Below are 14,019 nucleotides of genomic sequence, written 5' to 3' on the forward strand. Positions count from 1 at the left end.
GCGGTACTCTGACGCCATGCGTGCCGTACGCCTTCTGCTTAGCGAGCCGCGCTGATCAGTCCCGACCACCGGTGAAGACGTGGTCGGAATCGGCGCGGCGTCCCCTCCTGTGCGAGGGGATTTTTCGTTTCCGGACGACACAGCCGCTGGCAGAGACGATCGATGGAGCTTTGAGGACCATGAGCGAGACGAACCCCGCTGCCGCCGAAGTGGCCGCGCCGCACCGCTACACGGCCGCCGTCGCGGCCGAGATCGAGGCACGCTGGCAGGACTTCTGGGACGCCGACGGCACCTACGCGGCGCCGAACCCCAAGGGCGACCTGGCGGGCGACCCCGCGGTCGTGGCCCGGCCCAAGAAGTTCATCATGGACATGTTCCCGTACCCCTCCGGCACGGGTCTGCACGTCGGCCACCCGCTGGGCTACATCGCCACCGACGTCTTCGCCCGCTTCCAGCGGATGACCGGCCACAACGTCCTGCACACCCTGGGCTTCGACGCGTTCGGCCTGCCCGCCGAGCAGCACGCCGTGCAGACCGGCGAGCACCCGCGGATCACCACTGAGGCCGCGATCAACAACATGAAGTCCCAGCTGCGCCGGCTGGGCCTGGGCCACGACAAGCGCCGGTCGTTCGCCACGATCGACCCGGACTACTACAAGTGGACCCAGTGGATCTTCCTGCAGATCTTCAACTCCTGGTACGACGACGAGGCGAAGCAGGCCCGCCCGATCTCCGAGCTGATCGCGCGGTTCGAGTCCGGTGAGCGTGCCGTACCCGGGCACACGCGCGCGTGGAGCGAGCTGACCGCTGCCGAGCGGGCCGACGTCCTGGGCGGGTTCCGCCTGGCCTACGCCTCCGACTCGCCGGTCAACTGGTGCCCGGGCCTGGGCACCGTGCTGGCCAACGAGGAGGTCACCGCCGACGGCCGCTCCGAGCGCGGCAACTTCCCGGTCTTCAAGTCCAAGCTGCGTCAGTGGAACATGCGGATCACCGCGTACGCCGACCGCCTGCTGGACGACCTGGACGAGCTGGACTGGCCCGAGGCCATCAAGCTGCAGCAGCGCAACTGGATCGGCCGCTCCGAGGGCGCCCGCGTCGACTTCCCCATCGACGGCGAGGCGATCACGGTCTTCACCACGCGCCAGGACACCCTGTTCGGCGCGACCTACATGGTGCTGGCCCCCGAGCACCCGCTGGTCGAGAAGTTCACGCCGGCCGTGTGGCCCGAGGGCACGCACGACGTGTGGACCGGCGGTCACGCGACCCCCTCCGAGGCCGTCGCCGCCTACCGCGCGCAGGCCGCCTCCAAGTCGGACGTCGAGCGCCAGGCCGAGGCCAAGGACAAGACCGGCGTCTTCACCGGAGCGTTCGCCACCAACCCGGTCAACGGCGAGCAGATCCCCGTCTTCATCGCCGACTACGTCCTGATGGGCTACGGCACCGGCGCGATCATGGCCGTACCGGCGGGCGACCAGCGCGACTTCGACTTCGCGCGCGCCTTCGAGCTGCCGATCCGCTGTGTCGTGGAGCCCACCGACGGCCGCGGCACCGACACCTCGACGTGGGAGAACGCCTTCGGGTCCTACGACGCGAAGCTGGTCAACTCCGCCAACGACGAGATCTCGCTGGACGGCCTGGGCGTCGCCGACGCCAAGGCGCGCATCACCGAGTGGCTGGCCCGCAAGGGCATCGGCGAGGGCACCGTCAACTTCCGGCTGCGCGACTGGCTGTTCAGCCGCCAGCGCTACTGGGGCGAGCCCTTCCCGATCGTCTACGACGAGGACGGCATCGCCCACTCGCTGCCCGAGTCGATGCTGCCGCTGGAGCTGCCCGAGGTCGAGGACTACTCGCCCCGCACCTTCGACCCGGACGACGCGGACACCTCCCCGGAGACCCCGCTGTCCCGCAACGAGGACTGGGTCAACGTCACCCTGGACCTGGGCGACGGCCGCGGCCCGCGCGCGTACCGCCGCGAGACCAACACCATGCCCAACTGGGCCGGTTCCTGCTGGTACGAACTGCGCTACCTGGACCCGCACAACGACTCCGTACTGGTCGACCCGGAGATCGAGCGGTACTGGATGGGCCCGCGCGAGGGTCAGCCGCACGGCGGTGTCGACCTGTACGTCGGCGGCGCCGAGCACGCCGTGCTGCACCTGCTGTACGCGCGCTTCTGGTCCAAGGTCCTGTTCGACCTGGGCCACGTCTCCTCCGCCGAGCCGTTCCACAAGCTGTTCAACCAGGGCATGATCCAGGCCTTCGTCTACCGCGACAGCCGGGGCTTCCCGGTGCCGGCCGCCGAGATCGAGGAGCGCGACGGCCAGTTCTTCCACGCCGGCGAGCCCGTCAAGCGCGAGCTGGGCAAGATGGGCAAGTCCCTGAAGAACGCCGTCACCCCCGAGGCGATCTGCGAGGAGTACGGCGCCGACACCCTGCGCCTGTACGAGATGGCGATGGGCCCGCTGGACGTCTCCCGGCCGTGGGACACCCGCGCGGTGGTCGGCCAGTACCGGCTGCTGCAGCGGCTGTGGCGCAACATCGTCGACGAGGCCACCGGCGAGGTGACCGTCGTCGACGCCGAGCCCGACGAATCGACGCTGCGTGCCCTGCACAAGGCGATCGACGGGGTGCGCCACGACCTGGAGGGCCTGCGCTTCAACACCGCCATCGCCAAGGTCACCGAGCTGAACAACCACCTGACCAAGGTCGGCGGCGCGGTCGCCCGCCCGGTCGCCGAGTCGCTGGTGCTGCTGATCGCGCCGCTGGCCCCGCACGTCGCCGAGGAGCTGTGGCACAAGCTGGGCCACACCGACTCGGTCGTCCACCGGGACTTCCCGGTCGCCGACCCGGCGTACGTCGTGGACGAGACGGTGACCTGTGTCGTCCAGATCAAGGGCAAGGTCAAGGCCCGCCTGGAGGTCTCGCCCGCCATCTCCGACGACGAGCTGGAGAAGGTCGCGCTGGCCGACGAGAAGGTCGTGGCCGCGCTGGACGGCGCGGGCATCCGCAAGGTGATCGTGCGGGCGCCGAAGCTGGTGAACATCGTTCCGGCGTAGCGCCTGAACGCCGTTGCGGTGTCACGCCCCCTAAGGGTCTCGTGCGGGCAGGTTCGGGGTTCCTCCGGAACTCCGGGCCTGCCCGTCGCGTTTATCTTGGAGGAGCGGCACGGCAACCGCCGGCCGGGTGGAGGAGGAGTTTCGTGGAAGCAGTGATCGCGATCGTGGCCCTGCTTTTCGTGCTCTTCGTGGCGCTCGGCGTGTACGCGACGGTGAAGGTGGTCGGTGCCGCCAAGCGCGGTGTGGACCGCACCATCACCCAGGCCAGGCGCACGGTCGAGGACCACACCCTGCGGGCCAAGTCCTTCACCCAGCTCGGTCCCGCCGGCGAGCTGGCCCAGCTGCGGCTGAAGCTGCGCACCTCCATGCGGGCCACCCAGGACGCGCTGCACGCGGGCGCGGCCGAGGACGAGTCCCTCAAGGAGTCCCTCGGCCTCTTCCAGCGGCTCAGCTCCCACGGCCACGAACTGGACGGCGAACTCAAGCGCCTGGAGTCCGAGCCCGACCGCGCCAGGCTCGCCGAGCGGCTGCCCGGCCTGCGGGAGCGCACCGAGCGCGTCACACAGTCCGCGGACTCCCTGCGCTGGGCGGCCCGTGACCGCGCCCGCAGGTTCGCCGACGACGACCTCGACACCCTCAGCGCGCAGATCGACGTCGAGTCCGGCGCCCTCCGGCACTGGACGAAGACCGAGCCCGCCGAGGCGCCGCCCCCGTGGCCCGAGGCCCCCGCCGCCGGGAACAGCACCGATCGGCAGACCTGGCCCGAGACACCCCGCTCCCGCACCGCCGAGGAGCCGACGCGGCCCGCCATCGACCCGACCGGGCCGCGCCCCGCCTATCCCTGGCAGAAGAAGCCCCGTCCCGAGAGCACGACTTGATCCGGACTCGGCAGCCCCGGGTGACAGGGGCCGGGCTGCCGCCTCGACGCTACGGCAGGTAACCTCCAGCTCATGTCCCGCCATGTCGCGATCGTCACGGATTCAACGGCCTACCTGCCGCAGGGGACGATGGAGCGGCACGGCATCACAGCGGTACCCCTGACCGTGGTCCTCGGAGACCGCGCGCTGGAAGAGGGCACCGAGATCTCGACCCGGTCGCTGGCCCAGGCGCTCCAGAAGCGGCGCCCCGTGACGACCTCGCGACCCAGCCCCCAGCTCTTCGCCGAGCACTACCGCAAGGTCGCCGAGTCCGGCGCCACCGGCATCGTCTCGCTGCACCTGTCCGCGGAACTCTCCGGCACCTACGACGCGGCGGTCATGGCGGCGCGCGAGGCGCCGGTCCCGGTGCGCGTCGTCGACACCGGGATGATCGCGATGGCCCTCGGCTTCTGCGCGCTCGCCGCCGCCGAGGCCGCAGAGACGGGCGGCACGGTGGACGAGGCGGTCACGGCCGCCGAGAAACGGGCCGCGGGCACCTCCGCCTACTTCTACGTCGACACCCTCGACTACCTCCGCCGCGGCGGCCGGATCGGGGCCGCCCAGGCGCTCCTCGGCTCCGCGCTCGCCGTCAAACCGCTGCTGAAGCTCGACGGCGGGCGGATCGAGCCCCTGGAGAAGGTACGGACGGCGTCCAAGGCCATCGCTCGCCTGGAGGAGATCGCCGCCGACCGGGCCGGCAGCGCACCCGTCGACATCGCGGTGCACCATCTGTCCGCCCCCGACCGGGCGTCGGCCCTCGCGGACCGGCTGCGGGCGCGGGTGACGGGGCTTGCCGATCTGCATGTGAGCGAGGTCGGGGCGGTTATCGGGGCGCATACCGGGCCTGGGTTGTTGGGGGTTGTGGTCTCGCCTCGGTGACGAGCGCGGTGGGTCTGTCGGGGCTTTCGGGTCTTTCGGTTCTTTCGGAGGTGGGCTCGTCACCCGTGTGGGTGGCGGAGTTATCCACAACCGGTGGGTAATCCCCGGGAATTGACCAAGATCATCGCGAGAGTGCGGATGTGGCCGATGCTCGGCGCATGGCACTTCGAACACGTTCAGGTACAGCGACCAGTGGGCCGGGGCGCGGTCCGTATTCCGACGGGCGCGCACGGCATCGCTCTCCCCGTGCGCGTACACGCGGCCGGGTTCGGCATCCGCAGCGGAACGGGCGTGCGGCTTCGGCGGACGAGCTCCGTCGGCGGGCGGAGGTGCTCTTCGCCGAACGGGTGGGGGAGCGAAGGGATTCGGGGAAGGGGCCACCGTTCGGTGAGGGCGGACGGCGAGTGGACGACGGGGTGGTGGGTGCGGGGCTTGGGGCTGCCGGTGAAGAAGACGATCGGCCGGACTTCGGTTCCGTGGATGGGACTCGGTCGGACTTCGGATCCCTGGACGGCCCTCGACCGGGGCGGTTCGGGGCTGCTCTGCGGGAGCGGATGCCGGTGTGGTTGCAGACGCGGTGCGGGCTGGAACGGCGGAACGTGCTCGCGCTGTCGGTGCTGCTGGTCGTGGCCGGGGTCTTCGCGGCTCAGCACTTCTGGACCGGGCGGACACAGTCCGTGCAGGCGCCCGAAGTGGTGCGTGCGGCCGCTCCGTTCGGGGAGAGCGGGCGGGGTGGAGAGGCGGAGTCGGCCGTGCCGGGCGGGACTTCGGCTGGGGCCGCTGGGGCGGCTGGGGCCTCGGCCGGGCCGCCGGTCGGGGCCGAGATCGTCGTGGACGTCAGCGGCAAGGTCCGTGAGCCGGGGATTCATCGGCTGCCGGCCGGTTCGCGGGTGGCCGACGCGTTGCGGGCGGCCGGCGGGGTGCGGCCGGGGACGAACACCGATGCGTTGAATCGGGCGCGGTTTCTCGTGGATGGGGAGCAGGTGATCGTGGGTGGGGCGGTTGCGCCTGCGGTGGGGGGTCCTGTTGCCGGGGGTTCGGCGGGCTCGGGTGCGGGTGGGATGGCGGGGGCCGGACCGGCCGCTCCCGTCTCGCTCAACACGGCCACCGTGGATCAGCTCGACACCTTGCCCGGCGTCGGGCCCGTCCTGGCCCAGCACATCGTCGACTACCGCACGCAGCACGGTGGTTTTCGCTCGGTGGATGAACTGCGGGAGGTCAACGGAATCGGTGATCGTCGCTTTGCCGACCTGCGGAATCTCGTACGGCCATGAGGTACGGGGCGGGGGCGCCGGGCGGGCGTGAGGGCGAGGCGCGGAGTGCGGCTGAGGCGGGCGGGAGCAGGGGGCGGCGAGGGGGTGTCCGAGAGCGTGGGGAGCGTGGGCGGCGGTCTGATGTGCACGCCGCCTCGGGGAAGCGGCTCGGGGATGCGCACCCTCGGCAGGAGGGGCCGACGGATCTGCGGCTCGTGCCGCCGGCGCTCGCGGCCTGGGGGACGGCCGCGTTGGCCCTCGATGCTTCGTCGGCGTGGGTCACGGGGCTCGTCGTCGGGTGTGCCGTCGTGGCCTGCGTGTTGTTGTCGGGGAGGGGGCGCGGAGCGCGGGGTGGTCGGTCAGGTCGGGTGCCGGTGGCGGCGGTACTGCTCTGTGTGGCGGCGGCCGCCGCGTCCGCCGGGCTGCATGGAGCCGATCTGCGGCGCGGGCCGGTGCCCGAACTGGCCCGGCAGTACGCCACCGTGACCGCCGAGATCGAGGTGACCGCCGACCCGCGGCTCACCCGGCCCCGGATCACCGGTGATCACGCCGCTCCTACCAGCGTCCTGATCGGCGCCGATGTCCGGCGGGTGGAGACGGCGGACGGGAAGGTGGTGGCGACACGGGCGCCGGTGCTCGTGATGGTCGACGCCGGGGCCGGGGCCGGGGCGGGAGGCGGTGCGGGTGCGGATGGGAGTGCGGCGGGCCTCGGTTCGTCGGGTGCCGAAGGTGGACCGGCTCGGTCGCCGTGGCTCGGGCTGTTGCCGTCCACGCGGGTGCGGGTCACCGCGCGGGTCTCGCCGACGCTGATGGGCGGTGATCGTGTCGCGGCGGTGCTGCGAGTGCGTGATCGGGCGGGGCCCGAGGTGGTGGGAGAGGCGTCGGGGGTACAGAGGTTCGCGGGGCGGTTGCGGGCGGGGCTGCGGGAGGCCACCGACGGGTTGCCCGCGGATGCGCGGGCGTTGCTGCCGGGGCTGGTCGTCGGGGACACCGCGCGGATCACGCCGGAGCTGGACGAGGCGTTCAAGGAGACCGACCTCGCGCACACGCTCGCGGTCTCGGGCAGCAACCTCACGATCCTGCTCGCCCTGCTCATCGGACCGCCCGGACTGGCCCAACTCGTCGAGCGGCGTGGGCTGGCGCCCCGGCTCGGGGTGTCCCTGCGGACGACCGCGCTGCTCGGCGGAGGGCTCACGCTGGGATTCGTCGTGGTGTGCAGGCCGGACCCGAGTGTGCTGCGGGCGGCGGCCTGTGGAGCGGTCGCGCTGCTCGCCCTCGCGACCGGACGCCGCAGGTCGCTGATCCCGGCGCTGGCGACGGCCGTACTGCTGCTGGTGCTCTACGACCCCTGGCTGGCCCGCAGTTACGGCTTCCTGCTCTCCGTCCTGGCCACCGGTGCCCTGCTCACCCTGGCCCCGCGTTGGAGCGTCGCGCTGCGCCGGCGTCGGGTGCCGCCGAGGCTGGCGGAGGCGTTGGCCGCCGCGGCCGCCGCGCAGGCTCTGTGCGCGCCGGTGGTCGCCGTGCTGTCGGCGCGGGTGAGTCTGGTGGCGGTGCCGTGCAATCTGCTCGTGGAGTTCGCGGTCGCGCCGGCCACGGTGCTGGGCTTCGGGGCGCTGGCGGCGGCGCCGTTGGCGATGCCGGTGGCCAAGATGCTGGCCTGGTGCGCGAGTTGGCCGGCCGGGTGGATCGCGGACGTCGCCCGTACCGGAGCGGCGCTGCCCGGTGGGGGAGTGGACTGGCCGGGCAGCTGGACCGGGGCGCTGCTGCTCGCCCTGGTCACGGGGGCCGTGCTGCTCGTCGGGCGGCGGTTGCTGAGGCATCCCTGGTGGTGTGCCGTCTGCGCGGCGGTGTTCGTGCTGGCGGTGGTGCAGCCGCCGCCGTTGACCCGGGTGGTCACGGGCTGGCCGCCGCCGGGCTGGCGACTGGCGATGTGCGATGTGGGGCAGGGCGATGCGACGGTGCTCGCGGCCGGTGCGGGTACGGGCGTGGTCGTGGACGCCGGGCCCGATCCGAACCTGGTCGACGACTGCCTGCGCACGCTCGGCATCACCAAGGTGCCGCTCGTGGTGCTCACCCACTTCCACGCCGACCATGTGGCGGGCCTGCCCGGGGTGTTGCGGGGGCGTTCGGTGGGGGCGATCGAGACGACGGGGTTCGAGGAGCCGGTGGACCAGGCCGAGTTCGTGCGCCGGGAGGCGGCGGCCCGGCGGATTCCGGTGACGCGGGCCGTGGCCGGGGAGGAGCGGCGTACGGGGGCGCTGTCCTGGGAGGTGCTGTGGCCCCCGGCCGGCCCTGCGGCCGTGGCGGCGGACGGGCCCAACGACGCCAGCGTCACGATGCTCGTCCGGTCGGCCGGGCTGCGCTTCCTCCTGCTCGGGGACCTCGAACCCCCGGCCCAGCAGGAGCTGTTGAGATCGCCGGCGGGGGCGCGGCTGGCCGGGGTGGATGTGCTGAAGGTGGCTCACCATGGTTCGGCGTACCAGGACCCGGAACTGATACGCCAGGTCGCGCCTCGGGTCGCGCTCATCTCGGTCGGGGCCGACAACTCGTACGGGCATCCCGCTCCCACTACGGTCGCCGCGCTGCGGGCCGGCGGCGCGGTGGTGCTGCGGACGGATCGGGACGGGGCGCTGGCGGTGGTCGGCTCCGGCGAGGGCGTCGGTGGCGTTGAGGGAGGACGCGTGGGCGGGGACGCCGGTGACGGCGTGGGAGGTCGGGTGAGCGGGGGTACCGGCGAGCGAGGTCGCGTGGGCGGCGGGGAGCTGTGGGTGGCGCGAGACTGAAGGTATGAATCCCACACAGGTTGACGCGTATCTGAGCCGGCTGGGGGTCCAGCATCCGGCGTGGCCGACCGTGGAGGTCCTGCGCGAGCTGCATCTGCGCCATCTGCGGACCGTGCCCTTCGAGAACCTGTCGGTGCACCTCGGCGAGGAGATCGTGCTGGAGGAGAAGCGGCTGGTGGACAAGGTGGTGGGGGCCGGGAGGGGAGGGTTCTGCTACGAACTGAACGGGGCGTTCGGGGCGTTGCTCGGGGCGCTCGGCTTCGACGTCACGTTGCTCGCGGGGCGGGTGTACGGGGACGAGGGGCGGCTCGGGATTCCGTACGACCATCTCGCGCTGCGGGTGCGGACGGTGGACGGGGGCGAGTGGCTGGCCGATGTCGGGTTCGGGGCGCACAGCCACTATCCGCTGGAGTTCGGGGCGCGGGGTGAGCAGGAGGACCCGGGCGGCAGTTTCCGGATCGTGGCGGCGGGGCCCGACGCGGCGGGGGTGCGGAGCGGGGGCGTTGCGGAGCGGAAGGGCGGGGGTGGTGGCGAGGATCTGGATGTCCTCATGGGTGGCAAGAGCCAGTACCGGCTGGAGGTGCGGCCCCGGGTGCTCGGTGACTTCGTGGCCGGGGCGTGGTGGCACAGCACCTCGCCGGCCTCGCACTTCACGCAGTCACTGGTGTGCTCCAAGGTGACGGAGGACGGAGGGAGGATCACGCTCAGTGGTCGGACGTTCAAGGTGACGACAGCCGACGGGGAGCGGGAGGAACGGGAGTTGGGGACGGACGAGGAGGTGCTGTCGGTGTACCGGGAGAGGTTCGGGATCGAGTTGGGGCGGGTGCCGGTCGTGCGGGATGCCGGGCAGGACGGCTGACGCGGGCCGTATCCGGGGGAGTGGTGTGGGGTGTGAGCGGTGGTGGTCGGGTTCTTCGGGGGCGACCTGGAAAATGGGTCCGTGAGCGATGTGCGACATGTGCTGGTGCTGCCTGATCGGGATGGCGCGGAGGAGGTCGTCGAGGCGCTGCGGGAGCGGTTCGGGGTGAAGGAGGAGCCGCAAGTCGTCCGGGACGCGTTGGCGGGGGAGGACGACGCGGAGGACGCGCAGTGGCTGGTCGTGCTGCGGGACGAGGCGGGGCGGCTGGACCCTGGGGAGCTGGACGCGTTCGTGGGGGAGTGGGAGGGGTGGCGGGAGGAGCCGTAGCCTCCGGCGGTTCGGCCGGGGTAGGCGGGCGGTGTGTGGGTGGGGCGGCGGGCTTCGAGGGGTGCCGGGGCGTGTGGCGGTTGCGACGGCTGCGGTGTTGTCAGTGCCGCGTGGGATGCTGTCGGGGATGGCAAAGAAGAGTGCTGGTGACGATCCCCTCGCTCCTGTGACCCTCGCTGTGGGGCAGGAGGAGCTGTTGCTCGACCGGGTTGTGCAGGAGGTGGTCGCCGCCGCGCGGGCCGCCGACGCGGATACGGATGTGCGGGATCTGGCTTCGGAGCAGTTGCAGCCGGGGACGCTGGCCGAGTTGACCAGTCCGTCGTTGTTCGCGGAGCGCAAGGTCGTGGTCGTGCGCAACGCGCAGGATCTCTCCGCCGACACCGTCAAGGATGTGAAGGGGTATCTCGGGGCGCCCGCCGAGGAGATCACCCTGGTGCTGCTGCACGCGGGGGGCGTGAAGGGCAAGGGGCTGCTCGACGCCGCGCGGAAGGCGGGGGCCCGGGAGGTCGCCTGTCCGAAGATGACCAAGCCGGCGGACCGGCTGGCGTTCGTGCGGCAGGAGTTCCGGGCGACCGGGCGGTCCGCGACGCCGGAGGCGTGCCAGGCGCTCGTCGACTCCATCGGCAGTGATCTGCGGGAGCTGGCGTCCGCGGTGTCCCAGTTGGTCGCGGATGTCGAGGGGACGATCGACGAGGCCGTGGTCGGGCGGTACTACACCGGGCGGGCCGAGGCGTCGAGCTTCACGGTCGCGGATCGGGCGGTGGAGGGGCGGGCCGCGGAGGCGTTGGAAGCGTTGCGGTGGTCGCTGGCGACGGGGGTGGCGCCGGTGATGATCACCAGTGCGTTGGCTCAGGGGGTGCGGGCGATCGGGAAGCTGTCGTCGGCTCGGGGTGGGCGGCCTGCGGATCTCGCGCGTGAGTTGGGGATGCCGCCGTGGAAGATCGATCGGGTGCGGCAGCAGATGCGGGGGTGGACGCCGGATGGGGTGGCGGTTGCGTTGCGGGCGGTTGCTGAGGCGGATGCGGGGGTGAAGGGCGGGGGGGATGATCCGGAGTACGCGCTGGAGAAGGCGGTTGTGGTGATTGCTCGGGCGGCTCGGTCTCGGGGGCGGTAGGTATTTGAGCGGTGTTCGGGGTTACGTCCCGGGTGCGGGTGCGGGTGCGGGTGCGGGTGCGTTGAGGCCGGCTGTGGGGGTGGGGTTCTGGCCAGCCTTGCTGGAGGGGTGCTGTTGCGCGCTTGGGGGTGCCGCGTGTTGTCGTAGGGCGTTTGCGGCGTGCGTTGTGGCTGGTCGCGCAGTTCCCCGCGCCCCTTCGGGGCGCCGGGCCCCGGGCTGAGAGCACACGAAAGCCCCGGCGGTCCCGCCCTGGGGAAGGGCGGTGCACCGGGGCTTCGCGCAAGCTGTCGAGCCCGTACCCGCGTGGCGAACGCAGGCCGCGTACAGGCTCTGGGGGCCGGTCGGGAGCGGATGAGAGAGGGCCCGCTCGGGTCCTTCCGGCGATTCGGTCCCGTAGAACGGGGCCGGTCAGATCAGGAGTGGTCGGCCTTAGAGGGACGTGACCTTCGAAGCAAGCGCCGACTTCTTGTTGGCGGCCTGGTTCTTGTGGATGACGCCCTTGGAGACGGCCTTGTCGAGCGCACGCGCGGCAGCGCGCTGCAGCTCGGTGGCCTTCTCGGTGTCACCCGCGGCAGCGGCCTCACGAGCCTTGCGGATCGCGGTCTTCAGGGAGGACTTGACGGCCTTGTTGCGCAGCCGAGCCTTCTCGTTGGTCTTGATCCGCTTGATCTGGGACTTGATGTTCGCCACGAATGCCTTCTCTTTCTGAATTTTCCGAAGTGTGCCTCGCGCTGAGAGGGCATGAGACACAGCTGCCCAGACTACCAGCGGGCCCACGAGTGGCCCAAACCGGTCGCCGGTCCCCGCCCGTGGGACCATGGAGGCTACGTATCGATCCGACCCGAGACCGCAGACACTGCGGACGCCTCAAGAATCAGGACCCTGCGTGCCCGCGATCCCCAGCCATGTGCCCGAGCCGAGCCGTACCGACCCGGCGCTGATCCGCAACTTCTGCATCATCGCGCACATCGACCACGGCAAGTCCACGCTCGCCGACCGGATGCTCCAGCTCACCGGCGTCGTCGACCAGCGCCAGATGCGCGCCCAGTACCTCGACCGCATGGACATCGAGCGCGAACGCGGCATCACGATCAAGTCGCAGGCGGTGCGGCTGCCCTGGGCCCCGACCGAGGGTCCCGACCAGGGCACGGCCCACATCCTCAACATGATCGACACTCCGGGGCACGTCGACTTCACCTACGAGGTCTCGCGGTCGCTCGCCGCCTGTGAGGGCACCGTCCTCCTCGTCGACGCCGCCCAGGGCATCGAGGCCCAGACCCTCGCCAACCTCTACCTGGCGATGGAGAACGACCTCAAGATCATCCCCGTACTGAACAAGATCGACCTGCCGGCCGCGCAGCCGGAGAAGTTCTCCGAGGAGCTGGCCAACCTCATCGGCTGCGACCCGGCGGACGTCCTCAAGGTCTCCGCCAAGACCGGGGTCGGCGTCGACGCGCTGCTCGACAAGGTCGTACGGGAGATCCCGGCGCCCGTCGGCGTCAAGGACGCGCCCGCGCGCGCGATGATCTTCGACTCGGTCTACGACTCCTACCGCGGTGTCGTGACGTACGTCCGTGTCATCGACGGCCAGCTCAACAAGCGCGAGCGCATCAAGATGATGTCGACCGGCGCGACCCACGAGCTGCTGGAGATCGGCACCAACTCGCCCGAGATGCTGGGCGCCGACGGGCTCGGGGTCGGTGAGGTCGGTTACCTCATCACCGGTGTGAAGGACGTCCGCCAGTCCAAGGTCGGTGACACCGTCACCAGCCAGTCGAAGGGGGCCACGGAGGCGCTCGGGGGCTACAAGGACCCGAAGCCCATGGTCTTCTCCGGGCTGTATCCGCTGGACGGCTCCGACTACCCGGAGCTGCGCGAGGCCCTCGACAAGCTCCAGCTCAACGACGCCGCGCTCGTCTACGAGCCGGAGACCTCCGCCGCGCTCGGCTTCGGCTTCCGCGTCGGCTTCCTGGGGCTGCTGCACCTCGACGTGATCCGTGAGCGTCTGGAGCGCGAGTTCGGGCTCGACCTCATCGCGACCGCGCCGAACGTGGTCTACCGGGTCGTGATGGAGGACGGTACGGAGCACACCGTCACCAACCCGAGCGAGTTCCCCGAGGGCAAGATCAACGAGGTGTACGAGCCCGTCGTACGAGCCACGATCCTCGCGCCCACCGAGTTCATCGGCTCGATCATGGAGCTGTGCCAGACCCGGCGCGGCACCCTGCTCGGCATGGACTACCTGTCCGAGGACCGGGTCGAGATCCGCTACACGCTGCCGCTCGCGGAGATCGTCTTCGACTTCTTCGACCAGCTGAAGTCGAAGACCCGCGGGTACGCCTCGCTGGACTACGAGCCCACCGGTGAGCAGACGTCCTCCCTGGTCAAGGTGGACATCCTGCTGCACGGCGACAAGGTGGACGCCTTCTCGGCGATCACGCACAAGGACGCGGCCTACGCCTACGGCGTGCGCCTGGTCGCCAAGCTGCGCGAGCTCATCCCGCGGCAGGCCTTCGAGGTGCCGATCCAGGCCGCCATCGGCTCCCGGGTCATCGCCCGCGAGACCATCCGCGCCATCCGCAAGGACGTCCTCGCCAAGTGCTACGGCGGTGACATCTCCCGTAAGCGGAAGCTGCTGGAGAAGCAGAAGGAAGGCAAGAAGCGGATGAAGATGGTGGGTTCCGTGGAGGTTCCGCAGGAGGCCTTCATCGCGGTGCTCTCCAGCGATGACAGCGCGGGGTCGGGCAAGGGCAAGAAGTAACCGCGGGTTACAGCCGGTTAGCTGTCGAATCGGATGGAAAGGGGTCCGTCGTGCGAAAGCGCGGCGGGCC

At 71.2% G+C, this 14,019-nt stretch carries 10 protein-coding genes; 9 read left to right on the forward strand and 1 reads right to left on the reverse strand.

From position 1 onward, the window contains the following. Positions 1-179 precede the first annotated feature (179 nt). From leuS to holA, 8 genes are all read left to right on the forward strand, one after another. Complete coding sequence (leuS, locus tag G3I78_RS43985) at positions 180-3,056, forward strand: leucine--tRNA ligase (RefSeq protein WP_164435608.1); 2,877 nt, start codon at positions 180-182, stop codon at positions 3,054-3,056. Between the two features lie 143 nt (positions 3,057-3,199). Then, positions 3,200-3,934 carry a hypothetical protein gene (locus tag G3I78_RS43990; RefSeq protein ID WP_164435610.1) on the forward strand — a complete coding sequence of 245 codons (735 nt, stop codon included), beginning with the start codon at positions 3,200-3,202 and terminating at the stop codon, positions 3,932-3,934. Between the two features lie 72 nt (positions 3,935-4,006). After that, positions 4,007-4,852 (forward strand): DegV family protein, encoded by an 846-nt coding sequence (locus G3I78_RS43995; RefSeq protein ID WP_164435612.1) that lies wholly within the window; start codon positions 4,007-4,009, stop codon positions 4,850-4,852. Positions 4,853-5,010: 158 nt separating this feature from the next. Beyond that, on the forward strand, positions 5,011-6,126 hold the full coding sequence (locus G3I78_RS44000) for a ComEA family DNA-binding protein (RefSeq protein WP_203616364.1): 1,116 nt from the start codon (positions 5,011-5,013) through the stop codon (positions 6,124-6,126). 122 nt (positions 6,127-6,248) lie between these two features. Beyond that, positions 6,249-8,888 (forward strand): ComEC/Rec2 family competence protein, encoded by a 2,640-nt coding sequence (locus G3I78_RS44005; RefSeq protein WP_164435616.1) that lies wholly within the window; start codon positions 6,249-6,251, stop codon positions 8,886-8,888. Between the two features lie 4 nt (positions 8,889-8,892). Beyond that, positions 8,893-9,747 (forward strand): arylamine N-acetyltransferase, encoded by an 855-nt coding sequence (locus tag G3I78_RS44010; protein WP_164435618.1) that lies wholly within the window; start codon positions 8,893-8,895, stop codon positions 9,745-9,747. A gap of 81 nt (positions 9,748-9,828) precedes the next feature. Further along, complete coding sequence (locus G3I78_RS44015) at positions 9,829-10,074, forward strand: hypothetical protein (RefSeq protein ID WP_164435619.1); 246 nt, start codon at positions 9,829-9,831, stop codon at positions 10,072-10,074. A 127-nt stretch (positions 10,075-10,201) separates the two neighbouring features. Continuing rightward, on the forward strand, positions 10,202-11,188 hold the full coding sequence (holA, locus tag G3I78_RS44020; RefSeq protein WP_203616366.1) for a DNA polymerase III subunit delta: 987 nt from the start codon (positions 10,202-10,204) through the stop codon (positions 11,186-11,188). Between the two features lie 429 nt (positions 11,189-11,617). On the opposite strand, the gene rpsT is transcribed toward holA, so the two are convergent. After that, the gene (gene rpsT, locus G3I78_RS52480; protein WP_164435621.1) at positions 11,618-11,878 is read right to left on the reverse strand and encodes a 30S ribosomal protein S20; all 261 of its coding nucleotides are present in this window, start codon (positions 11,876-11,878) and stop codon (positions 11,618-11,620) included. Positions 11,879-12,074: 196 nt separating this feature from the next. On the opposite strand from rpsT, the gene lepA reads away from it, so the two are divergent. Beyond that, positions 12,075-13,949 carry a translation elongation factor 4 gene (gene lepA, locus G3I78_RS44030; protein ID WP_164435623.1) on the forward strand — a complete coding sequence of 625 codons (1,875 nt, stop codon included), beginning with the start codon at positions 12,075-12,077 and terminating at the stop codon, positions 13,947-13,949. The last annotated feature ends 70 nt before the right edge of the window (positions 13,950-14,019 follow it).

This window comes from Streptomyces sp. SID13726 (genome assembly GCF_010548375.1).
GTDB lineage: Bacteria > Actinomycetota > Actinomycetes > Streptomycetales > Streptomycetaceae > Streptomyces.